The organism is Vibrio profundi (genome assembly GCF_043642225.1).
Classification (GTDB): domain Bacteria; phylum Pseudomonadota; class Gammaproteobacteria; order Enterobacterales; family Vibrionaceae; genus Vibrio; species Vibrio profundi_A.
Genome location: NZ_JBHZSF010000021.1, coordinates 1 through 23874 on the forward strand (window position 1 = coordinate 1; position 23874 = coordinate 23874).

Below are 23874 nucleotides of genomic sequence, written 5' to 3' on the forward strand. Positions count from 1 at the left end.
TAGCTCCAATTGGCAGAGCAGCGGATTCCAAATCCGCGTGTTGGGAGTTCGAATCTCTCCACCCCTGCCATATTTAAGGCTCTAGTCGAAAGACTAGAGCCTTTTTCATATCTGGGTATTTTGCGTAATCAATAGTCGTCTAATTCCTACCATTCCCGAATTCTAATAGTCTTCAGTCCCCTTTCAATTAACAGTCCCTAAAGCTTTATCGTCATAGCTATACCCTTACTGATACAACTTTCAGTGATCGCTACTTTGTAGTTGATTGCGAAGGTATATAGGAGTGACTGCGCGTAACAATAGGTTGGTACTGTGACTATCTAGACAATCAATTGGTACCTCATCTGCGTGCGTTATAGAAAGTCACGACCAAGGTTAGAAAGATTTATCAGAGTTACTATTATCTAGATAAAGAAAAGCCGACCCTGAGGTCGGCTCTAAAGGCTTGTTTTATTTACTATGCACTTTTCACTAAAGTGAGAGCTTTTCTAGATACTTCATGCGCTGCTTTCGTTAGGTTTTGTTTTTCTAGAGCATCAGATAAATAACCATAGTCAGAGACATTTGAACGAATCTCTAGGGCTTTTTCTAAATGGTATTGCGCTTCTGACCACTTACTTTCGCGTAGGAAAAACTGGGCGAGAGCACTATGAGCCTCTGCATTGCTCTCATCCTTTTTAAGGGATGACTGGAGCATTACAATTACTGGGTGATTATCGGGCAAGTTGATTTCTGGGAGTAGAGCGTAGAGTTCAGGCGTTCCCAGTTTCTTAATGTTTTCTTTAATAACGGTATAAGCTTCAGAATCCGCTTTTCTCGCAATGAGCTGTTTGGCAAAGCAGCTAATTAAATGCGCATCTTGTTTATGTTTTTTCGGTAGCTTATCCCAATGTTTGATAACCCCTTCGCTACCTTGTTGCTGGGCTATTTCTGATAACAAACCACACTGCGCTTTTTGTGTCAGGCTAGCAAACTCTTCGCTGTCTATTTGTTTGCTTTTATGCAGTTTTGGCAAAAGATCAAGCAGAGGCTGCCAGAGTTTGAGCTGCACGTATGTGGTCTTTAGTAGGTTGAGTACAATACTGTTCGATGGGTAAGAGGACTTTAGTGAAGACAATGTATCAAATGCTGCCTCGAAATTATTTTCCCTCACTTGCTGTTTTGCTCGGGTGAGCTCTACTGCCAACGTTGAGTTGTCTAGTTTACTTGCTAGCTCTAAGTAATGATCTCGCTTCTCGCTATTACCTTGCCCTTGAGCAGCCTCGGAAGCCACTAGGTAGCATAGTAGGGGCATGTCATGATGATTCGCCCAACGAGTCACCTTTTTCTCAGCGAGTTTCCAATCACCTTCCAAAAGTTTGATGATGCCTTCATTGGTATAACGACGTGAACGTTTTAATTTACGAACACTGAACCAGTTCCAGGTTGTTGAGCTAGCTCTTAGCGCTTTCTTAATTAGAAACTCTAGACCAAATAGCGCCGCTAGTAGTGCCACAACGAAGATCACCAGCGTCGTGACACTCATTTCAATGGTTTTATTTGCTATTGATATGAGAACGTAGCCTTGTTGGCCTGCGAATTGGGTGCCTGCAAACAGTCCGGCACCAAGGACAACAAATAGAAATATCCAACGAAACATTATTTGCCCTCCATTGATGTCATGGTGGTGACTTCTCTACGTAGACGCTCACGAATCACGTCTGATAGTACCGTTTGAGTGCCAAGCTTCACTGGGTATTCGACAGAAACGTTTTGCTTACTTAGCTCTTTAAGGGCTTGGTTGAATTCTGTAACAGCATTATCGTCTTGATTAAAGAAGGTGCTAGACCATTCATTAGCCACGGTAAGGGCGGTTGAGTAGATTTCCCCTTGTTCTACGTAGACGGCTTTGATCGCGGTTTCCAATTTAGCCTTGATGTTTTCTTTTAGGTAAAAATGTTGCTGAGGCGATAAAAGCGGGATGACGTTGCCATCACGGGTTCTAAAAGTAATAAAGCTTTCCGAAAAGTCTTTCAAAGAAGTCATTAAATTGGTTTGCCAATCGTAGATATCTTGAGACACCGTCTCTTTCACTTGTTCAGGAGCATCTGGAAGGATTGCATTCGCTAGCGGCAATTGATCCACTTGCTGTTGTAAGCTCGTTAAACGTAACACTAACCCGTCTCGATCAACGATTGGAATGGTACGAAGCTTAGTTATATCGTTTGCCATTGCCTGCCTTAAAGGAACAAGGCTAGGATCATTCAACGCTGCAATTCGTTGATCGGCACTCTCCATTAACTTGGTTGCGCTTACAGCGTCATGCTCCAAAAATAGTTTTCGACCCGCCAGCTTAACTAGGTAATCCGCTTCGGCTAGCAACCAGTCATTTGGGCGACGTCCTTTTACATCGGCGACTGCCAATTGTAGGCTCTCGATACTTTTTTGCTGTTGAGATAAGACGACTTGCGTTTTTTCTACCGCCAAATTTGCTTTGTTGACTGTGTCTTGCTTAACGGCTTGCATCTCTTGGCTAAGAGTCGATTGTGATTGTTGTAACTGGTTCTGAAGGGCATCAATTTGCGCTTGTTGCTGCGCATTCTTTTGCTGCATTTGAAAAGCTAAACCACCACTGAAGATAATAGAGATGGCAATGGCAATAGCACCAAGCTTAACGCCACGCTTACCTTGCTTTTCTTCAAGCTTTTCAGCGGGAGGTTGTTGCGTTGTAGATTGCTCTTGTTTGGATTCAGTTGAGTCAGCAGGCTTTGCAGAATCGGCACTTGGCGAAATTTCAGAACTTTCTATATTTTTCTCAGGTTCATTATGCTCGTTATTGTTTTTACTTGTCATGCTTATGTCCTGTGTTAGCGATTATGGCCGGAGAGAAGCCAGTAAATCTTGGTTGTTGGCACTTACGGTGTTTTCTACAAAAGAAAACCCGAGTTGTTGTGCGCGGGCAGCAATACGTTGGCTCGGTACAAATAGTTGTTGTTGTTGTAGCCAAGGTAAAAATTCAATCGGGGTCGAAGATGTAAGGAATTCGAGTTGTCCCTGACTAGTGATGACAATTTGATTAATGCCACTTTCTTTCCAATGAAGAAAGGTGAGGCGATCTTGGATCGGAATAAACTCTCTTCGGTAGGTTTCGCAGTAAACGACATTAGCACCTAGAGAGACTAATGAGTCTCTGATTAATTCGCGTCCTCCGTTACCACGAAGGATGGTGATAGTTTTACCTGAAATACCTTTGAGTTCATCTAATTGAAGAAGATGCTCACTGTCACTAGTTTCGGGGTAGTTTACGATTTGTTGTGTCGCTTTGCTTAATTTGTGCGCGGTTTTTTGACCAACGCCAAGGTATAGCGGATCTTTAGGCCAGTTAGCTTGGCATTGATTAAGAATATTTTGTGCAGAGGATACCGCGTGCTGACTAACCGCGATAATGATGTCACTGCGCTGTAGCTGATCTTGGAGGTGAGGGGTGTGTTTATTGTCGACGATGCGTATTAACGGATGGTGGAGTGATTTTACTCCAGCATCCGAAAGTTGTTGGCATAGTGCTAGCCCTTGTTTACCGGGCCGGGTAACCAACACTGCCATCGTTAATCGTGGTCAGCGTATAGTTTGGTGAGGATTTCTCTCGCGCCATCATCTAGAAGTTGGTTTGCGAGAGTTACACCCAGTGCTTCTGCCTCTTCACGCGGGCCAGAGATCTCGCCGCGAATCATTTTAGAGCCATCCGGTTCACCAACTAATGCACGCAGCCAAATGTTGTCACCGTCTAGCAGTGAGTAACTACCGATAGGTACCTGGCAACCGCCTTCTAGCGTTAGGTTCATTGCACGTTCGCACAGAACGCGGTCAGCTGTATCTTTATCGTTTAGAGGCTCAAGAAGCTTAATTAGACGTTTATCATCAAGACGACACTCGATACCTACTGCGCCTTGACCTACAGCTGGTAAAGACTGCTCTGGCTCGATAAAGCTACGGATACGCTCATCTAGTTTTAGGCGCTTAAGGCCGGCTGCTGCTAAGACGATAGCATCGTATTGGCCGTCATCCAGTTTACCTAGACGAGTTCCCACGTTGCCGCGCAGTTCTTTGATGATTAGATCAGGGCGGTATTCCAGTAGCTGACACTGACGACGCAGGCTACATGTACCCACGACAGCACCTTGTGGCAGTTCATCAATGTTGTTGTATGTGTTTGATACGAATGCGTCACGAGGATCTTCACGTTCACAAATCGTCACTAGACCTAAGCCCTCAGGGAAGTCGACCGGTACATCTTTCATTGAGTGCACCGCTAAGTCAGCACGACCTTCAAGCATCGCTACTTCAAGTTCTTTCACGAATAAGCCTTTACCGCCGACTTTGGCTAATGGAGTATCTAGAATGATGTCTCCTTTAGTTACCATGGTAACCAATTCGACTTCTAGACCTGGGTGAGCGGCTTGTAGAGCGTCTCTGACAAAGTAAGCTTGCCAAAGGGCTAGTGGGCTTTTTCGTGTAGCAATGCGAATAGGTGCTGAGTGTGTCATGTCTGTTCCGAAACTAATTCTTTAATGGTCTAATCCTACCATTGTGTGTCGGAAATTCTTACTGTTTGATCATGTGTTAGTTTGTTCGATGAAGGAATTGCATAAGTTCACCAAAATAGTGTGATTGGTATCTCATTTGAAAGATGGGCTATTATTAGAATTGAGAAATAAGGGAGACACTAGGTTAGCGTACTCATTAATATTTACTGACTATAACTTCTATTGAGTTGAGGCGCATTTTCTTTACCCATAAGATTAAAAGTGTTAAATTGATCACGTTTTGGTGCTTCTTTCGAATAGTAACTAAACAAAAAGTGCATTTACTCTCAAACCAAGGATATACCCTTGCAGGCTTACACTCAGACTTTAATTCAGCGATTGGATAATCTAAATCAGCAGCGTGTTGAACGTGCGCTTGCTCTGATGGATTTACAAAGTCAGCGTGTATTCCACCTTATTCCAACACTATTGCATTTCAACCACCCCGCTATTCCTGGTTTTTACGACCAATCAGTTCCTTTTGGAATTCACAGCTTTTCATTGAATGAATTCCAAAAGCAATTTGTGGACGATACTCAGCTCACTTTAGGCCAACCCTTAGAAACCACTAGCGACCCAGCTATCTTAGGCTTGTATACGATGGGCAGCACCTCTTCTATTGGTCAAAGTACATCGAGTGACTTAGACATATGGGTATGTGTTGCGCCAAGTATGAGTCGAGTTGAAAGGGAAAGTCTGACGAACAAATGTTTGTTGATCACCGATTGGGCACAAACCCAAGGTGTTGAGGCTAATTTCTTCTTAATGGATGAAGAACGTTTTCGTTCAAATCATTCTGAAGAAATGACCGGGGATAATTGTGGTTCCTCGCAGCACTTGTTACTGCTTGATGAGTTTTACCGCAGTGCAGTTCGACTCGCCGGACAAAGGTTACTATGGCAAATCATTCCACCGGAAATGGAGGAATGTTATGACGAATACGTTCATGACTTATGCCGTAAAAATTACATTGATTGCTCGCAGTGGATAGATTTCGGTAAGTTAAATCGAATTCCCGCTGAAGAGTATTTTGGTTCAAACCTTTGGCAGCTCTATAAGAGTATTGATTCTCCATATAAGTCGGTTCTCAAAGCGATTTTGTTGGAAGCATATTCTTGGGAATACCCGAATACTCAACTTTTAAGTATTGATACTAAACGCCGATTCTTTGCCGATGAACCTGACCTTTACGGTATGGATGCGTACTATCTTATGCTTGAGAAAGTCACGCGTTATTTGGAGCGAATTAAAGATACCACTCGCTTGGATCTCGTTCGTCGCTGTTTCTACTTAAAAACACATGAAAAGTTGTCTCGAGAGCCGGGCATCGGTTCGGTGGCTTGGCGTCGCGAAGCATTGACTGAGATGGTCCAATCTTGGGATTGGAGCGAGGCGACTATCGCTGAGTTGGATAATCGACGTAACTGGAAAGTTGAGCTGGTGAAAGTCGTTCATCACGCTTTACTGGATGCGTTGATGTTGAGTTATCGTAACTTGATTCAATTCGCGCGTCGTAATGACATTACTTCTGCGATCAGTCCGCAAGATATCAGCATCTTAGCGCGTAAACTGTACGCTGCTTTTGAAGTGTTGCCAGGTAAAGTGACTTTACTGAACCCACAGATATCGCCTGATCTCCACGAACCAGACCTGAGCTTTATTGAAGTGCGTAAAGGACGTGCTAATCAAGCGGGATGGTACTTGTATAAACAACCTTTGATTGCACACCGAATCCTGGGTCAGCCAGCTTTGGAGCACCATGAGTATCTAAGTAAATTGGTTGCTTGGTCTTTCTTTAATGGTTTGATCACTGAATCGACGCGTCTGCACTCCGTTGTGCGCGACGCTCAGATTGATATCGATAAGTTTTACCAAATGGTGAGTGACTTACGTAATACCTTTTCGCTTCGTAAGCGCCGCCCAAGCATGCAAGCGCTTGCTAGCCCATGTGAAATCAGTCAGCTTGCGATGTTCATTAATTTTGAAAATGACCCGACATCAGATCTTAGTAGCCGAGCATTGAAAGTCGATTTGAAGAATATTGATATCTTCAGCTTTGGAGAAGAAGGAAAGAGCTTAGTCGGCAGTGTTGATTTGGTGTATCGAAACTCTTGGCATGAAGTGCGTACGTTGCATTTCCAAGGGGATACCGCAATGTTGGATGCACTCAAAACGGTGCTTGGGAAAATGCACCAAGATGCGGTTCCGCCTGAGTCTGTTGATGTTTTCTGTTACAGCAAAAACCTACGTGGCGTTATGCGTAACATGGTGTATCAATTGCTTGCTGAGTGTATCGATTTACGATTAAAACCGATTGAACAAGAAAAACGCCGTCGTTTCAAAGCGATTCGATTAGCCAATCAAATGTTTGGTTTGTTCTTTGAACGCCGTGGCGTGTCGGTTCAGAAGTTAGAAAACTCGGTCGATTTCTATCGAAGCATCTCGACGAATAAACTCAAAGGTTCGCCTTTATTGATGCTGGATAAAGAGCAGGAGTATCAACTACCTGACGTGGTTGATGGTTTTGCGAGTGAAGGTCTGATCCAATTCTTCTTTGAAGATACTGATAAGGGTTTCAATATTTATGTGTTGGATGAGTCGAATCAGGTAGAGGTTTACCATCAATACAGTGGTGAGAAAGATGAGATGATCGCGAGTGTAAATACTTTTTACACTTCAGTGAAAGATGATAAAGAAGTCGCATCTCAGCTGATTAACTTTAACTTACCGCAGTATTATCAGATTGTTCTCCCAGAAGAGGGTGACTCTTACGTGATTCCTTATCGCAACGATAGTGTGCCATGTTCTAAGGCATCGAAAGTCGTGAATATATAATTCGATAAGAAAAAGGAGTGATGTAATCACTCCTTTTTTATTTCTGACGCGATATCTGTCTATTTGAATTAAACCCAGTCTATCGCTTCACCAGCGTGCTTCACACACTCTTCTTTAACCATTTCAAACAGCTCTGTTCCTGTCTTTGAACACGTCCATTTGTCTTCAATCAGTTTAAAGTGGAAACCACCTGACTTTGAGGCTAACCAGATCTCATGCATAGGTTCTTGGCGGTTAATGATGATTTGGCTACGGTCTTCAAATTCCAGTGTCATGACGTTTCCCGTCACTTCATAATCAATATCTGCTTCAGAGTCATCGATCGCTTCTTCGATGTTTTGCATCTGTATATCGACCAGTTCGTGAAATTCAGTATCGTTCATCCTTTCTATCCTATTGCTTTTCCTGAGTGTGGTGCGATTATAGGGGGCATTGAGTTAATAATCACGATATGCAAAATGAAAAAATTAATCACTGCTCTATTTATGCTGTCTGTTATCGGTCTTTCTGGATGTGGTCAAACGGGTGCTCTGTACCTTCCAGATGAATCGCAGCAAAATGAACAATCGCAATAATCGAATAGAAACGTAGTAGCAATTGTAATTTATAAGGGATAAGAATTTTGGATTACTTCAACTATCAGGATGATGGCCAGCTTTGGGCTGAGGACGTCGCACTATCACAACTTGCAGAGCAATATGGTACGCCTTTATACGTATATTCACGTGCCACTTTAGAACGCCACTGGAATGCTTTTGACTCATCTGTGGGTGAGCATCCACATTTAGTTTGCTATGCAGTGAAAGCTAACTCAAATCTAGGGGTGCTGAATACGCTAGCGCGCTTGGGCTCGGGTTTTGACATCGTTTCTGGTGGTGAACTAGAACGAGTGATTGCAGCCGGTGGTGAGCCATCGAAAGTGGTGTTTTCAGGTGTTGGGAAAACAGAAGCTGAAATGAAACGTGCGCTTGAGCTTAAGATTAAGTGCTTTAACGTGGAATCAGAGCCAGAGCTAGAGCGTTTAAATAAAGTTGCTGGTGAGTTAGGTGTCAAAGCGCCAATCTCGCTGCGTATTAACCCTGATGTTGATGCTAAAACTCACCCTTATATTTCGACAGGTCTGCGTGACAATAAATTCGGTATTGCTTTTGACCGAGCGCCAGCGGTGTACAAGTTTGCTCAGAGCTTATCAAACCTAGATGTTCAAGGTATTGATTGCCACATTGGTTCTCAGCTAACCGATATTGAGCCTTTCATCGATGCTACTGATCGTCTATTGGCACTGATTGATCAGCTAAAAGCGGATGGTGTGAATATCTCTCACCTTGATGTGGGCGGCGGTTTAGGCGTGGTATATCGTGATGAATTACCGCCTCAGCCTTCAGATTATGCGAAAGCGTTACTTGCTCGTTTAGAAAATCACTCTGATCTAGAGCTGATTTTCGAACCAGGAAGAGCGATTGCTGCAAACGCTGGTGTACTATTAACAAAAGTTGAGTTCCTAAAACCAACCGAACATAAAAACTTTGCCATCATTGATGCTGCAATGAACGATTTAATGCGTCCGGCTCTTTACCAAGCATGGCAAGACATCGTTCCGGTGTCTCCTCGCCAAGGCGAAGCGGTTACGTACGATTTGGTTGGCCCAATCTGCGAAACTGGTGATTTCTTAGGTAAAGATCGCGACCTTGTATTAGAGCAAGGGGATTTGTTAGCGGTTCGCTCTGCAGGTGCATATGGCTTTGCAATGTCATCGAACTACAACTCGCGTTCTCGTGCTGCTGAAGTGATGGTCGATGGTGACAAGACTCATTTAGTTCGCCAACGCGAAGAGCTAAAGAGCTTGTGGGAACTAGAAAATATTCTTCCGGAGTAATTTGAAGCATTATGCATTTCCACTTTTCTAAAATGCATGGTTTGGGTAATGATTTCATGGTTGTGGATTGCATTACTCAAAACATATTTTTTTCTCCTGATTTGATCCGTCGCTTGGCGGATCGCCATACAGGAATCGGCTTTGACCAATTATTAGTGGTCGAAGCCCCTTATGATCCAGAAACCGATTTTCATTATCGTATTTTTAATGCTGATGGCAGTGAAGTAGAACAGTGTGGCAATGGCGCACGTTGCTTTGCACGCTTTGTTCGCATGAAAGGTTTGACCAATAAATACAGCATCAATGTCAGTACCAAAAAAGGCAAAATGGTGCTGAAAATTGAAGATAACGATCAAATCACGGTTAACATGGGTGTGCCGGAATTTGAGCCGAATAAGATCCCTTTCAAAGCGAAACAGACAGAAAAAACCTACATACTAAGAACCGATGAGCACACTTTGTTTTGTGGAGCGGTGAGTATGGGTAATCCTCATGTGGTCACAGTGGTCGACGATGTTGATACGGCTGATGTAGATACTCTTGGCCCGCTATTAGAATCTCATGAACGCTTTCCTGAACGCGTTAATGCCGGCTTTATGCAGGTGGTGAGTCGTGATGAGGTTCGCTTACGCGTTTACGAACGTGGCGCTGGTGAAACTCAGGCTTGTGGAAGCGGTGCGTGTGGTGCGGTGGCTGTGGGTATCGTTCAAGGGGTATTAGCGGATAATGTGAAAGTGAGTTTACCTGGTGGTGATTTACAGATCAGTTGGCAAGGCCCTGGTAAACCGTTGTTTATGACAGGTCCCGCTACCCATGTGTTTGATGGGCAACTGTCGTGTTAATTTTAATGAATAGTGTTAAGGAAGTACTGTGTCTTACGTAGAAGCAGATGCTCTGACGGCAGAGGTCGTTGCCGAATATTTACGTGATAACCCAGACTTTTTTCAAAATCGAACAGAGCTTGTGGATCGCCTTTCTATCAATAACGTTGAGCAAGGCGCTGTGTCGTTAGTTGAGGTTCAATTAAAGCGACAGCGACAACGTATTGAAGAATTAGAAGAAGAAATCACGAGCTTGATGTCTTTAGCTGCCAATAACGATAAGACTTTTTACGAGTTTATGGAGCTGCAAGACCAAGTCCTGAAATGCACGGACTTTTTACAAGTCGTAAAATCGGTAGAGGCGAAAGCGAAAGATTTAGGCTTACGCGCTTACATCAAAGTGCATTCACAATCGGAAGGGTGTTATTCGTTAAGCAAAGAAAGTCTACAGCGTTTTTCGACTAATCATCTGAACGGGAAAGATGCCTACCTAGGGCGGTTGCGTAAGGTTGATCGAGAGAGCTTATTCGGTGAAGGTACTAGCCCTGAGCTTGGTTCTTACGTGGTTATGCCTTTAGTGAAGCAATCCACCTTGGGGCTATTGGCCTTTTCAAGTGATGATGGCGGACACTTCCAGCCTTATATGGATACTTTGTTTTTACGTCATCTTGCATTAGTAGTGGCGCATCTCGCTGGTACGTTACCTTGGCAGGCTTCTAATGAATCCAACTCCCAATACTCCACTTCCTACTAGCCTTCAAAAGCCTCTCGACCGTTTCTATGAATACCTTAGAAGCGAAAAGGGGCTTAGTCTTCATACTCAACGTAATTACCGCCAACAGTTAGAAACGATGGCCAGCTACCTTGTGACCTTAGGTCTAAAAGACTGGAGGCAAGTGGATGCGGCATGGGTTCGCCAGTTAGCGAGTAAAGGGATGCGTGATGGCATGAAAGCCAGTAGCATCGCGACGCGTTTGTCCTCTTTACGGAGTTTCTTTGATTTTCTAGTGCTGCGTGGCGTGATGCAAGCTAACCCTGCGAAAGGGGTATCGGCACCACGGAAGCAACGACCACTGCCTAAAAACCTAGATGTGGATGAAGTCGGGCAGTTGTTAGAAGTGAATGAAGGTGACCCGCTTGCGATCCGTGACCGTGCAATGATGGAAGTTATGTACGGTGCTGGGCTACGCTTGGCGGAAATGGTCGGGATCAATGTCAAAGACTTGAATACTAGCCAAGGCGAGATTCGAGTCATTGGTAAGGGCGATAAAGAACGAAAAGCGCCATACTCTGGGCTAGCGGAAGAGTGGGTCAATAAGTGGCTTAAAGTTCGCAGCAGCATTGCCAATGATGGAGAGCTTGCGCTTTTTGTTTCGAAATTGGGTACTCGTATTTCTCATCGTAGCGTTCAAAAACGCATGGAAGAGTGGGGTAAGAAACAGGCGGTGGCGAGCCATATTAGCCCCCATAAGCTTCGACATTCTTTTGCTACTCATATGCTGGAGTCCAGCCAGAACTTACGTGCGGTACAGGAATTGATGGGGCATGAGAACATTTCGACAACGCAGATCTATACTCACCTCGATTTCCAACATTTGGCCCAAGCTTACGATAAGGCTCACCCGCGAGCTCGCAAAAAAAACGAGGAAGAATAAGCCCTATGCATTTCTACCGTAGCCTGCAACCGATTAAAGCGATGACCTTCGATTTGGATGACACACTTTATGATAACTGGCCTGTTATCGCTCGTGTCGAAAAAGAAATGGCGCTCTGGCTTCATCAAACTCACCCAGTGTCCGCGACTATAGGGCTGGATGAGTGGCAGAACATAAAGCGCTTGGTGGCACAGCAGCAGCCACAGTTAAAGCATGATGTCACGCTTTGGCGTCATACTCAGATTAAACAAGGTTTGATCAGGCTTGGTTATGCTGAAGATAAAGCTCATCAGGCGGCCTCTGATGGGATTGAGCACGCGCTTTGGTTGCGTAATCAAGTGGATGTGCCAGAGCTCTCCCATCAAGTGTTATCTAAGCTCAGCCAAACAATCCCACTCATTGCGATCACTAATGGTAATGTTGACCCTAATAAAATTGGCTTGGGGCAGTATTTTCAAGCCATTTTAAAAGCGGGGCCTGATGGCAGAGCGAAGCCGTATTCAGACATGTTTGTGAAAGCTCAGCAGTGCTTAAAACTACCGGCTCATCACATTCTACATGTGGGTGATCATTTGGTGACAGATGTTTATGGTGCGAAGACCAACGGCTTTCAGGCATGTTGGTTTAATGATGGGGAACATAACCTTTATCAGCACCCGAAAACACGAGTACTGCCTGATGTTGAAATTAATCAGATAACCGAGTTGTTAACTTTAGTGTAACTCCTCGCAATTCCATAGGTGTCTTGGTACAGTAAAAACAAAACGTTAGACTATAAATCTGTTCGAGTTCACCGCCAAAAATATCTATATAAATAACGAGTGTGGGCTCAGCGTCAGGCAATTGGCAAATAGGGCTTAGCATGCAAACTTATACTTATGTGGCTCACACTGAGGAGTTATTTGAATCTTTACTTATTGAGCGCGACTGGAGTGCCGATAAGTGCTATTTGGTGCAACTCTTTTCTACTCAGCCTGCGGAAATCGCGTTAGGCTTTGCGCGGATTCTTCTTGCTAACTTCCCTAATGTCACGGTGATCGGGCAGAGCGCAACTCACTTGATCTGCGATAATCATCTTGAAACGTCAGGCACGATGGCCATCGTGAGTGAGTTTAATGACAGTCATCTCTCCTCCGCTGTTCAACCTTTTACTCATCAACCTGAATTTGATAGTCACAACTTGGTCGACGGGCTGCGATTAACTCAAGACAGCAAAGCGGTCATTAGCTTCTGCGCCCAGGTTGATGGCCGAGATTACCCCATTTACTCGGCATTTAATGAATTAGCTCATGCTGTTCCCGTCGCTGGTGGACTATGCCAGGAAAACAAATTTGGTAACTGGGTGCTTTATAATGATCAAGTACACCAACAAGCATGTGTTGCTGTGGCGATACATAGCCCAAGCTTAAAGGTGTGGACGGGGGCTTATTCGGAGTGGAATCCGATAGGCATGAAACATAAGATCACGAGAGCACAAGGAAAGCGGCTTTATACGTTAAATGGTGTACCGGCCTACGATGTCTTTAAACATTACCTTGCGGATGGGCAAGACCTTCCATTTCAGCAGTTAAAAAACTTTCCACTGTATCGAGAACTCGGCTTTACCAAAGCTGTGATTAGCGCGTTAAACATTTTATCTGATGGCAGTATCGAGTTTGATCAAGAGTGGAAAAAGGGGCAAGAAGCACAGTTCTGTTACAACCACCCTTCTTTGACCGTAGAAAAGGTTCGTCATGGCGCGGAGTTATTGACGATGCACCAGCCGGAATCGGTCATGATTTATAACTGTGCCTCCAGGTTAGATTTCTTGGATGGGCTCACCGAGCTGAAACCTTTCGAAGGTATTGCTAATACAGCCGGAGCGTATTGCATGGGAGAGCTTTCTCTGCAGGGGAATACGCAAGAGATTTTGCACCATAGCCTCACTTATTTAGCTTTGCGTGAATCCCATGATCTTCCTGAATTTAACCGCTTTCAGTTGAACAGTGAGCTAACGGTTTCGCCTTTACTGAATTTGGTTCGTAACGCGATTGTTGACCTTGATACGATGAATTCGGAGATGGAGCAGAAGCTGCATCAGCAAGCCAAAAAGCTAACAGACAGCTACCGTTATGATACTCGTACCGGGTTACCCAACAGAATAGCACTCAAGGAGCGACTTAATAAAATCACTGCTCGTGAGCATCTTTTGACATTAAAGCTGACCAACTTTAATCATGTAAATGAAAAATATGGCTACCAAGTCGGCGATCAATTGCTTCTCGATTTATCTACGCATTTCCGCAGTCGATTAGAGATGCGTTTGGGAGTGCACAATTCGATTGGTTTGTTTAGCATTGGTGTGGGTGAATGGGCGATCATTTTTAAAGCAAGTAATGATAGCGAGTTTATCAAACAGCAGTTTGTCCGTTTCACTGACGCTATTGAACACATTAACTTTGAACCTTATGGCTTGTCCGATGTGGACTATTTATCTGTCTCTTTATGTGGTGGCTTAGCCAGTCGATGTGATTTTATGGATGACAATGGTGACGAGCTGTTACTCAAGGCCATTGAAGCTCGACGTTATGGCGTGAGGAACAACACTCACATCACGAATGCAAAAGATATCCAAGTTACAGAAGAAGATCGTAAAGAGCAGCTAGGTTGGCTCTCTTGCGTGAGCCGCGCGATTTTAGATCAAAACATTGTTACTTACAGCCAGCCGATTGTAGCTGCCCATACCCATGAACAGGTTGCGGAAGAATGTTTAGTTCGTATTGTTGAAGCGGATGGCGCGATTATTCCTCCAGGGCAGTTTTTACCAATTATTGAAGATACGCACTTATACACTCGTTTGAGCCGTCATATGATCAAAAATACCTTAGGGTATATGGCCGACAAGCAAGGTGCGTTTTCGATAAACTTGTCTCCTCAAGACCTCATGAGCGACAAAACGTTGGAAATACTAGAATCTTCGATTGCTTTGCTGAATGATCCGAGCCGGTTAGGGCTAGAGGTGCTGGAGTCCGAGCAAATTAAAGATTACGGACGCATGATAGAAGTGTGCAACCACTTTCGCTCATTAGGTGCCCGTATCATCGTCGATGATTTTGGTTCAGGTTATTCCAACATCGATGAAATCATTAAGCTCGAACCACAAATCATCAAACTCGATGGCAGCTTGATTCGAAACGTGGATAAAGACTTAAAGCAACGCAAGATTGCATCGCAACTGATCCGTTTATGCGGCGTGTTCAATGCCAAAACGGTCGCTGAGTTCGTTCATAACCAGCAGGTGTGCGAGATTGTAGAGGATATGGGTGTCGATTACCTACAAGGGTATTATTTAGGGGAACCTAAACGCTTATATTGGTAGTTTGATTTTATAGAGTCCAGATGCATAGCAGTGTACGAATACTAGAAAAGAGGCGTTTACCAAGCTCACATTATTCACAGGCTGAGTGAGCAAATGCGTGCAAAGTGTGCAGATTGCGAGCAGTATATCACTTCATTAGCCTTCAGCGATTAATGTCACGATGCAGTCAACGTCCATATTGGTTCAGGATCCCTCTTTATTGGCACACGAGTTAAGCCGAGTTGCGTTTCATCGCCAAGAACGCTTGCTTGTACAGCTTTTCTCCTCGTATTCAAAAGAGCAAGTATCAGACATCAGTCGAGCGATCTGCGCTCGTTTCCCTAACGCGGTATTGATTGGTAGCAGTGCCAATCATTTCATTCGCCGGGGCGAAGTTGAACAGGGCGGCCTTTTCCTCGTGATCACACAGTTCGACTCCGTAGGGTTAACAAGTGCCGTCGTTCAGTACAGTGATGAACTCACCCAAGATAGCGTCAATCTATTCACTCAACTGGATTGCACGCTCTCTACTCAAGCGATCATTTGCTTTGCTGACAGATTAACCCTTAGCCACAAAGCACTCTTTTCCGCATTTAATCAAAGTGAGCTCGATATCCCTATCGCGGGAGGAGCGTCGACCATTACCGATAATGGCCGCTGGGTCATGCTCAATGGTCAATGTTATGAGAATGCTTATGTCGCTGTGGCGCTCAATAGTGATGAATTGTCGGTATGGACGCGCTATTACACGGAGTGGAACCCTATTGGTAAGATGTTTCGTGTGACGAGTGCGGATGGCAATATCATCCATAGTTTAGACAACACACCAATCCGAAAAATATACAATCGCTACTTAGCTGACGGTAATGAGGTTCCTTTAGAACAGCTTCATAATTTTCCGTTGATGGAAGGTGAGCCCCAACAGCAAAAAATTTATCTACCTATCAAGGTGCACAACCAAGACTCGATAGAGTTCGATGGCGAAGTCGTGGTCGGTGATCAAGTGAGGTTTTGCTATGACCACCCTTCATTAACCCTGGAACAGCTTCGTTTGGGGATTCAGCAAATTGCTCCCTTGTCCCCGGATCAATTCTTTGTTTACAACTGTACGTCTCGGATCGATTTTATTGAAGGGAACCAAGAAGTATCGGTGATACAGGAGCTTGCCGATTGCTACGGTACTTACTGTATGGGAGAGCTCTTCCAAGATGAAGGGGAACAAAAAATTCTCCATCATAGCCTGACTTGCTTAGTGATGCGTGAGGGGGAGCCTCGTTCTGAAAGCATCCAACTGCCTACCCATAGCTCAAATGCCATTTCTCCCTTGTTTTCGTTGATTCGCAATGCGTTAGTCGATGTCGATGAAACGAATAAGAGCATGGCAAACAAGATTCAACGGCAAGCGAGTGACTTAACAGAGAGCTATCGAATAGACCGAAGAACGCTGCTGTCGAATCGCAGTGTGCTGCGTGAAAAACTGGTTAAGATGAATGCGGCGAGTCACCTGCTGAGTTTAAAGGTGACGAACTTTAGTCAAATCAATGAAAAGTACGGCTATCCGGTGGGCGATCAGCTGCTTAGGGATTTAAGTGACTATTTTAAATCGATTTTGCGGCGACAATTCATCGATGGCTGTCAGTTGTACAGTATTGGCGTCGGCGAGTGGGCGATAGTGTTTGAAAGCTCCGCCAGTGATGACTATATTCAACAGCGATTTTCACAGTTTGCGGATCAAATAGAGCATGTGAATTTTGAACCATTTGGCCTGCCAGATATTGAGTACCTTTCGGTGTCTGTATGTGGTGGGTTAGTCAGTCGCTGTGATTTCCCTGATGAGTCAATTGATGATTTACTTTTGAAGTCTATCGAAGCACGCCGTGCTGCGGTGAATCATAATAAACACTTGATGAATGCCCGCTCCTTGAAGCAGTTAGAACAAAATCGCCAAGAGCAATTAGGCTGGTTGTCTTGTGTGAGTCGAGCGGTGTTGCATCAAAATGTTATCGCGTTTGCTCAGCCGATTGTTGCTGCGGGGACGCACCAAACCGAAAGTTTAGAGTGTTTGGTCAGAATTGAAGAAGATGGAATTGTGATCCCGCCTGGTAAGTTCTTGCCTATTATTGAAGGGACCCATCTTTATACGCGTCTAAGTCGTCAGATGATTTCTCGTACCTTTGAACATATGAGTCAAACGACGGATTCGTTTTCCATTAACTTGTCCCCTCAAGATTTGATTAATGAAAAAACGTTATTGCACCTAGAAGATTCAATCAGAAAGATAAGCCACCCTCAGCGCATTGGGCTAGAGGTGTTGGAAACCGAACAAATTAAAGACTACGGCCGGATGATCGAAGTGTGTAATCACTTTCGTGATCTAGGGGTTAGCATTATTGTTGATGACTTTGGTTCGGGTTACTCAAATATTGATGAGATTATTAAGCTTGAACCGCAAGTGATTAAGCTTGATGGCAGTTTGATTCGCAATATCGATCATGATGTGAAGCAGCGGAAAATCGCTCAGCAGCTGGTGAGTTTATGCCAAATACTGAATGCCAAAACCGTGGCTGAGTTTGTCCATAACCGAGATATTTGTCATATCGCAGAAGACATGGGGGTCGACTACCTTCAAGGCTTCTATTTTGGACAACCACAACGTTTATTCTAACTGGTTGAAATTGATAGGTTTCACGTGAAACCAAATAAAACGACGGTATCTACCGTCGTTTTTTGTTTAGCGTTTAAGGGCGTGTCCACTTTTATCGGCTTTGAATACCGCCATATAGTGTTCAAAGTATTGTGTGAGTGCGTTTGCTTGAGCTGCTTGCCCTGTTCCTTCCAATATTTTGCTTGCGACCTCGCACGTGCACAAGTGACCGTCTTCTTGATTTCGTCTGAGTTGATATTCAGAGCGTTGTTCCACCTCTAAATGAATGCAAGGGAGCGTTTTCAGCCATTCACTCTTATTCATCATCTTTTTTGCTTCTTGCCAGGTGCCATCCAAGATGATGCACAGTGCCGGGGGAGATTCGTGACTCTCGCTAAAAGAGACTTCCGTCAGTGGAATGCTGTGTTCACTCGGATAAACCAGAAAGGGTTGAACCTGCTTATCGCGAATCTGATTGAGTAACGTTTGAGGTGGTGCTTTACGTTGCCACTCGATGATTTCGCAGTGTTCTAACGTCTGCATCATCAGCTTTCCAGTATTGGTTTCCCGAGTCAGTTCATTACTATGGGTCAGCAAAACGAAATGGACTGAGTTACTGATACTCGGTATATGCTCACATATACATTGATGAGCAAAACCACAATGAACGCAGCCTTCCATCTACAGTTTCGCTCCATTCGTTTGTGGTGATACTTGATTGCGGAACAATGTTAGACCGCCATTGGCTATCGGGTAAACCACGTTGCCTACTTTTTCTTTTTCTGCGATGAGTTGATCACCATCTCTTGTAAATATGCGTTCAGAGACAAGATATTGCTGTTGGTGGCGAGTCATCACCACTTGGATTTGATGGTTGTTGAGTTGCTGCCAGAAGCCTTGCTCTACGGTTGGCAGATCTTCGCCAGTATAACGATAAGTGGTGGTTGCACTGTGGTCGGGGTTGAGTTTCAGCTCGATGGAAAAGCCCACGTTTTTGGTTGAGCTTGCAAAATAAAGCCCAGACCATTCTGTGGTTGGATCTTGATTAGCGAGTGTCGCGCATCCAGCGTATTGGTCCGCACCCAACTCGAGTGTACTTGTCCAGCCATAGATGGAATCACTCATGTTGTCGCTGCAAGTTCTTTGCTCAAGCGTTAGTTGACCATCATTAAATTGATAATGGCGGCGAGTGTTCGTCACGTGGCTTTTTTCAATATTGATCTGTTGTTTGTCTTGTCCCAGACGAGCGAACTCCAGTTGGTCTTTCTTGAAGTTGATCGACCAAGAAGGTTCGGTGCCAAACGCACGAGTTGAACGTACAGCTTGACTGCAGCGTTCTGGGTTTTCAGCAGTGAGCATGTTCACTTGCTTGACTATAAATCGAGCTGCGTAATCAGCGTTGTAACCGGTTTGACTTGGCGCTGCTAAATATCCGATAAACTCACCATACATCGGCTGATAAGGCTGTCTTGCTAGCTGAAGCGCTTGTTGGGTTTGTTCTGGGGACATATCTAACCAGAATTGTTGTTGGCTGCCACAAGGCGTAAATGTGCGAGTCTCATGACCTACCACTGCTTGTCCTCGAACAATAAACGTTTGAGGCCGGATACTCTGAGGTACATCTAAACTTGCAGTTGGCGCTTGAGTGACTTTTTCCTGTGTGGTGGCCGTGCTACAGCCTTGTACGGCGAGAATAGCCAACCAGGTGACTGGGTTTTTGAGAGCCTTCATGCTATATGTTCCTCGGAGACAACGGTAAATTGGAATTATTATGGCATATTGGTTATTCAAAACTGAACCCGACACTTTCTCAATTAACACTCTACGGACACAAAAATCGTCGTGTTGGGAGGGTGTGCGTAACTACCAAGCAAGAAATATGATGAGAGATCAGGTCAAAGAAGGTGATTTAGTCATGATTTACCATTCATCTTGCAAAAAGGTTGGCGTGGCTGGTATTGCTAAAGTGATACGAGAGGCGTATCCCGACCACTTTCAATTCGATCCAGAAAGTGATTACTTTGACCCGAAATCCGATCCTGAGAATCCTCGTTGGATAATGGTGGATGTAGAATTTGTTCGAAAAACAGATCGAATTATTCCGCTAGCGACAATGAAAGCGATGTCTGAGCTAGAAAACATGCCATTGGTGAAACGTGGCAATCGGCTGTCGATTATGCCGGTATCTGAGCAAGAGTGGGATGCAATTCTGACTAAAGAAAAATTGTAGCCTCAGCTCAGGCGCGTATGGCTGCCTGAGCTGATCAACTAAGTTAAAGCAGGTGCTTCTGCAGGTAATGAGCGACAGCATCATCTGCATTGCTGCCGATGACTTCATTATTTGGCAGGGCTTTCATGACTTTCTCGTGAGAGGTTCCCATGACCAGTCCTTTGCCTGCCATTTCTAACATTTCAACATCATTCATGCCATCGCCGAAAGCGATAGAATTATCTAGTGTTAAGCCATTCGCTTCAGCTACTGCTTTTAATGCCTCACCTTTAGAGACTTCTGCAGCCATGACCTCTAAGCACCAAGGCGTAGAGAAGGCGACATTCAGCGTCTCTCCAAACTGCTTATTTAATTTGGTTTCAAATTGCACTAAGTGCTCATGATCCATGTCTGGGTGAGTGAAAAAGATTTTCGCAATGCCATCGGTAGGGGCTTGCTCAGCTTTAAATCGCTGGTAAGTGAATCCGGATTCTGTATGGAAATCCTTGAGAGCCTTATCTTCACGATCAAGCAGCCATGCATCGTTTTGGTATAAGTGAATGAAAATCTCAGGGTCTTCTCTGAGCACATCAATGACAGGTTGAACCAAATCCGCAGGGACATTTTTTGAATACATCAGCTGATCATTTTGGTCGTGAACGCGCGCCCCGTTCGATGTGATCATGTAAGCAGGAATGCCCGTCAGTTCACGGATACCTGATACGTCTACATGGTGGCGGCCAGTCGCAAAGATAAACGTATAATCTTGCTGGTGGAGTTCTTTCAGCATTTGCTTCGTGTAATCACTGAGCTGGTGGTTAGGTGCCAGTAGCGTGCCGTCTAGATCCGAAGCGACGATTTTGATGTTGTCTTTGTTTAGTGCTGATTTGGTCATGTAGCCCTCATTGTTTACTGCTTACGGTCCTTAATTGGACCTCTGAATTGTATTCGAATTTGGCGGTCGAAAAGAGGGTAAAGCTGCTTTAGTTCTTTTCCTCTTTAATCAAAAATTGGCAAATTGCATCCAAGCTTTGGTTTCGATATTGGTCCTGTTCAAACAGCAACTCATGTTTTGCTCCGTTAATGGTTTTGAACTCACAACTAGGGTTGGTTTTTGATAGTTTCTTGATAAAGCGAATTTGAGCTTGGTTACTGACGATTCGGTCTTGGCTTGCTTGTAACAATAACAACGGAATCTTGATTTGTCTGGTCATTAAAATACATTGTTTTGCCGCCATTAAGCCCTGCCAGACCCATTGAGTGCTTGCCCCGCCGACTTTCAGTTTCGGATTCTCTTCATACAAGTTTCGAAACCACTCATAGCGAATGTGGCTTTGGCTCAATGGGTTGTCTTCAAAAGGTTTCGCATAGTATGCCTGCTGGCCGGGTGCGTATGTCGGCTTAGGGTAAATTGCGGTCAGAACTTGGCTAAGAATGGGTGCCACAAGCTGTAAATACCACTCGACATTAACCCCATACATTGGTGCGCTCAATGCGACTTTCTTAAAAGGGTGCTCAGGGTGAGTTTGCAGGTAACGAGTGGCAATGGTGCCACCCATTGAGTGGGCTAACAGATAGCAAGGTTCAGCTTCGCCTAACTTAAAGAAGTTGACCATTTGTGCCATGTCAGAAACGTAATCATTAAACTCGCCGATGTGCCCGATATCTGAATCGTTGACCAGTCTATCCGAGAGTCCTTGCCCCTGATGATCATAGGAGTAAACGTTAAAGCCCTGTTGGTATAAATCAAAAAATAGCTCTTGGTATTTCCAACAAGACTCAATCCGGCCATTAATCACTAGAATGGACTTTTTGTGGCTAGGATGGGTGAGTTTGCACCAAAATAATCGCTTTTTCTGAGACGTTTTAAAGTAGCCTTCCTCTCTTTGTTGCCACTGCTGAGCGATCACTGATTTAATCGCTTGCTCGAAGCTTGGCTCTTGAGTATAAGTGAGATTCGTGTCGCTAGTTTTCGCCATTTGGGGATTACCTAAAAGTAAAGCTGGTTTAGAACTTAAACCCTATTAATGATCGTTAGATTAAAGAACTCATAAGGAAATGCAATGGATACTCATGTTTGGCTAGCATACGTCGTGACTGCAATAGTATTTAGTTTAGCGCCCGGTTCAGGCACTGTGAACTCAATCAGTAATGGCTTAAGTTATGGCACTCGTAAGTCGCTTGCATCTATTGCGGGCTTGCAGCTTGGCTTAATGATCCACATTGCGCTAGTAGGAGCTGGTATTGGCGCGTTGGTTGCTCAGTCAGCTTTGGCGTTTAGCATTATCAAGTGGGTTGGGGTGGTCTACCTAGTATGGCTAGGCGTTCAAAAATGGCGTGACCGTTATAGTATGGTCGCTCAGCAAAACTCGACCAACATGTCTAGCTGGACGTTAATGCGCAAAGCCGTGCTTATTAATTTGACTAACCCTAAGTCAATTGTGTTTTTAGTGGCGCTGTTCCCTCAATTTTTGAACCCGAGTGAGCCTCAAATGCCACAACTTTTGGTTCTAGGGATTACCACAGTAATCATTGATGGTATCGTTATGTTAGGCTACACCTCATTGGCCGCGCAAATGGGAAGGTTTATTCGTTCTGATCGCGTCATGGGAAGAATCAATAAAGTTTTTGGTGGTATGTTCATGGGGTGTGGTGCTCTGTTGGCGGCAGCTAAAGCTTAAACACTTTTAGCACTTTGAATTGAGTTACACGCGATGACTACAACTTACGTTGCTCGGCAACCTATCTTTAATCGGAAGAAGCATACCTTAGGTTATGAATTACTTTTCCGTGATGGAGAGAGCAACGCTTACCCTGCACACATTGATTCGAATCGCGCGACCTATCGTCTTATCGTGGAGAACTTTCTATCGGTGGGGACTAACCCTTCGATCCCATCTTCGCGTTGCTTTATCAATTTCCCTTACCAAAGCTTGCTCCGAAAGCTGCCTTTGAGCTTGCCTAAAGACAAAGTCGTTGTCGAAGTGCTGGAAACTTGCAAACCAACCGATGAGTTGCTTGAAGCAATACGAGAGCTTTATCAACAAGGTTATATGATCGCATTGGATGATTTCACACTCACTGAAGAGTGGAAACGTTTTTTGCAGTATGTCCACATTGTGAAGCTCGATATTATGCAGATGGGCTTAGAGCCAGCCTGTGAATTAGTGAAAGCGCATCAGGGAAAGAAATACCAGTTCTTGGCGGAGAGAGTTGAAACCGAAGCTGAGTTTGAACAAGCGAAAGAAGCCGGGTTTAAATTCTTCCAAGGGTATTTCTTTAGCAAACCCGAAATTGTTAAGACGAAATACATCAGCCCTGAGCAAGTGATCGCGATGGAGCTCTTCCAAGAGGTTTGCCAACCCGAAGTAAACTTCAAGCGAGTGGAAGAAATAGTTGCGAAAGACGTGGCACTTTCATACAAGCTATTGCGTTTTGTAAACAGTAAATCGCCACGCTTGGAAGTGACGATCTCTTCATTTAGGCAAGCGTTGGTTTACCTTGGTCAAGATAAGCTGAAAATGTTTGTGTCATTGGCGGTGGCATCGTATGTGTCTGATAAGAAGCCACAAGAGCTGTATAATTTATCTTTGCAACGCGCGCAGTTTTGTCAATTGATGTCGCGCTACCATCCGTTTAAGGATTATTCTGAGCAAGCGTTTATGATCGGGCTTTTTTCCATTCTGGATGCTTTGCTGGATTTATCACTGGAAACGTTAGTGGAGCAATTACCACTCAGTAAAATGATAAAAGTTGCCTTGCTTCGTCGTGAGGGGCCTTATGGTGTGCTTCTCGCGTTGGAAGAGCGTTTTGAGATAGCTGATTGGCAAGGGATTGAAAGCTGCTGTGCGCAACTAGGGTTACGAGTGGAAGACGTTCGTTGCGAGTTGATTGAAGCGCAGCGTTGGAGCCAAACTATGGCGAGCTACTAATCC

At 44.4% G+C, this 23874-nt stretch carries 20 protein-coding genes and 1 pseudogene; 12 read left to right on the forward strand and 9 right to left on the reverse strand.

Annotation, left to right across the window (positions count from 1 at the left end; translation table 11 throughout):
* Window positions 1–457 precede the first annotated feature (457 nt).
* The 4 genes from ACHUFI_RS20940 to hemC are packed head-to-tail and all read right to left on the reverse strand — an operon-like array spanning window position 458 to window position 4523.
* On the reverse strand, window positions 458–1639 hold the full coding sequence (locus ACHUFI_RS20940; RefSeq protein ID WP_394252715.1) for a heme biosynthesis protein HemY: 1182 nt from the start codon (window positions 1637–1639) through the stop codon (window positions 458–460).
* Window positions 1639–2832: a uroporphyrinogen-III C-methyltransferase gene (locus ACHUFI_RS20945; RefSeq protein ID WP_394252717.1), complete on the reverse strand. Its 1194-nt coding sequence runs from the start codon at window positions 2830–2832 to the stop codon at window positions 1639–1641. The genes ACHUFI_RS20940 and ACHUFI_RS20945 overlap by 1 nt, the downstream gene beginning before the upstream one ends.
* 21 nt (window positions 2833–2853) lie before the next feature.
* Window positions 2854–3582: a uroporphyrinogen-III synthase gene (locus ACHUFI_RS20950; protein ID WP_394252719.1), complete on the reverse strand. Its 729-nt coding sequence runs from the start codon at window positions 3580–3582 to the stop codon at window positions 2854–2856.
* Window positions 3583–3584: 2 nt separating this feature from the next.
* Entirely contained in the window at window positions 3585–4523 is a 939-nt protein-coding gene (gene hemC, locus ACHUFI_RS20955) for a hydroxymethylbilane synthase (protein WP_394252721.1), read from the reverse strand.
* A gap of 345 nt (window positions 4524–4868) precedes the next feature.
* Here hemC and ACHUFI_RS20960 point away from each other — a divergent pair, with 345 nt between their 5' ends.
* Window positions 4869–7397 carry a class I adenylate cyclase gene (locus ACHUFI_RS20960; RefSeq protein ID WP_394252725.1) on the forward strand — a complete coding sequence of 843 codons (2529 nt, stop codon included), beginning with the start codon at window positions 4869–4871 and terminating at the stop codon, window positions 7395–7397.
* A gap of 68 nt (window positions 7398–7465) precedes the next feature.
* Here the strand turns inward: ACHUFI_RS20960 and cyaY are convergent, their stop codons facing one another.
* Window positions 7466–7780, reverse strand: coding sequence for an iron donor protein CyaY (cyaY, locus tag ACHUFI_RS20965; protein ID WP_394252727.1), 315 nt, complete (start codon window positions 7778–7780; stop codon window positions 7466–7468).
* A 75-nt stretch (window positions 7781–7855) separates the two neighbouring features.
* Between cyaY and lptM the strand changes: the two genes are divergently transcribed.
* The 8 genes from lptM to ACHUFI_RS21005 all read left to right on the forward strand — a co-directional run bounded on the left by lptM (window position 7856) and on the right by ACHUFI_RS21005 (window position 17751).
* Window positions 7856–7972, forward strand: coding sequence for an LPS translocon maturation chaperone LptM (gene lptM / locus ACHUFI_RS22490; RefSeq protein WP_463596590.1), 117 nt, complete (start codon window positions 7856–7858; stop codon window positions 7970–7972).
* 47 nt (window positions 7973–8019) lie between these two features.
* Window positions 8020–9273 carry a diaminopimelate decarboxylase gene (gene lysA / locus ACHUFI_RS20975; protein WP_394252731.1) on the forward strand — a complete coding sequence of 418 codons (1254 nt, stop codon included), beginning with the start codon at window positions 8020–8022 and terminating at the stop codon, window positions 9271–9273.
* Window positions 9274–9284: 11 nt separating this feature from the next.
* Complete coding sequence (gene dapF, locus ACHUFI_RS20980) at window positions 9285–10115, forward strand: diaminopimelate epimerase (protein ID WP_394252733.1); 831 nt, start codon at window positions 9285–9287, stop codon at window positions 10113–10115.
* Window positions 10116–10143: 28 nt separating this feature from the next.
* On the forward strand, window positions 10144–10848 hold the full coding sequence (locus ACHUFI_RS20985) for a DUF484 family protein (RefSeq protein ID WP_394252735.1): 705 nt from the start codon (window positions 10144–10146) through the stop codon (window positions 10846–10848).
* The gene (gene xerC / locus ACHUFI_RS20990) at window positions 10814–11749 is read left to right on the forward strand and encodes a tyrosine recombinase XerC (protein WP_394252737.1); all 936 of its coding nucleotides are present in this window, start codon (window positions 10814–10816) and stop codon (window positions 11747–11749) included. The genes ACHUFI_RS20985 and xerC overlap by 35 nt, the downstream gene beginning before the upstream one ends.
* A gap of 5 nt (window positions 11750–11754) precedes the next feature.
* Complete coding sequence (yigB, locus tag ACHUFI_RS20995; RefSeq protein ID WP_394252739.1) at window positions 11755–12471, forward strand: 5-amino-6-(5-phospho-D-ribitylamino)uracil phosphatase YigB; 717 nt, start codon at window positions 11755–11757, stop codon at window positions 12469–12471.
* Window positions 12472–12611: 140 nt separating this feature from the next.
* The gene (locus ACHUFI_RS21000; protein ID WP_394252740.1) at window positions 12612–15107 is read left to right on the forward strand and encodes a bifunctional diguanylate cyclase/phosphodiesterase; all 2496 of its coding nucleotides are present in this window, start codon (window positions 12612–12614) and stop codon (window positions 15105–15107) included.
* A gap of 160 nt (window positions 15108–15267) precedes the next feature.
* Complete coding sequence (locus ACHUFI_RS21005; RefSeq protein ID WP_394252742.1) at window positions 15268–17751, forward strand: bifunctional diguanylate cyclase/phosphodiesterase; 2484 nt, start codon at window positions 15268–15270, stop codon at window positions 17749–17751.
* A 66-nt stretch (window positions 17752–17817) separates the two neighbouring features.
* Here ACHUFI_RS21005 and ACHUFI_RS21010 read toward each other — a convergent pair whose 3' ends face one another.
* The gene (locus ACHUFI_RS21010) at window positions 17818–18411 is read right to left on the reverse strand and encodes a tRNA-uridine aminocarboxypropyltransferase (RefSeq protein WP_394252744.1); all 594 of its coding nucleotides are present in this window, start codon (window positions 18409–18411) and stop codon (window positions 17818–17820) included.
* 15 nt (window positions 18412–18426) lie between these two features.
* Window positions 18427–19461 (reverse strand): annotated as a pseudogene (locus ACHUFI_RS21015) (COG3650 family protein); the annotation flags it as partial.
* A 40-nt stretch (window positions 19462–19501) separates the two neighbouring features.
* On the opposite strand from ACHUFI_RS21015, the gene ACHUFI_RS21020 reads away from it, so the two are divergent.
* Entirely contained in the window at window positions 19502–19960 is a 459-nt protein-coding gene (locus ACHUFI_RS21020) for an EVE domain-containing protein (RefSeq protein WP_394252746.1), read from the forward strand.
* A gap of 43 nt (window positions 19961–20003) precedes the next feature.
* Here the strand turns inward: ACHUFI_RS21020 and ACHUFI_RS21025 are convergent, their stop codons facing one another.
* Window positions 20004–20834 (reverse strand): Cof-type HAD-IIB family hydrolase, encoded by an 831-nt coding sequence (locus tag ACHUFI_RS21025; RefSeq protein WP_394252748.1) that lies wholly within the window; start codon window positions 20832–20834, stop codon window positions 20004–20006.
* Between the two features lie 88 nt (window positions 20835–20922).
* Entirely contained in the window at window positions 20923–21918 is a 996-nt protein-coding gene (locus ACHUFI_RS21030; RefSeq protein ID WP_394252750.1) for an alpha/beta fold hydrolase, read from the reverse strand.
* An 84-nt stretch (window positions 21919–22002) separates the two neighbouring features.
* On the opposite strand from ACHUFI_RS21030, the gene rhtB reads away from it, so the two are divergent.
* Window positions 22003–22620: a homoserine/homoserine lactone efflux protein gene (rhtB, locus tag ACHUFI_RS21035; protein ID WP_394252752.1), complete on the forward strand. Its 618-nt coding sequence runs from the start codon at window positions 22003–22005 to the stop codon at window positions 22618–22620.
* Window positions 22621–22653: 33 nt separating this feature from the next.
* Complete coding sequence (locus ACHUFI_RS21040; RefSeq protein ID WP_394252754.1) at window positions 22654–23871, forward strand: EAL and HDOD domain-containing protein; 1218 nt, start codon at window positions 22654–22656, stop codon at window positions 23869–23871.
* Window positions 23872–23874 lie beyond the last annotated feature (3 nt).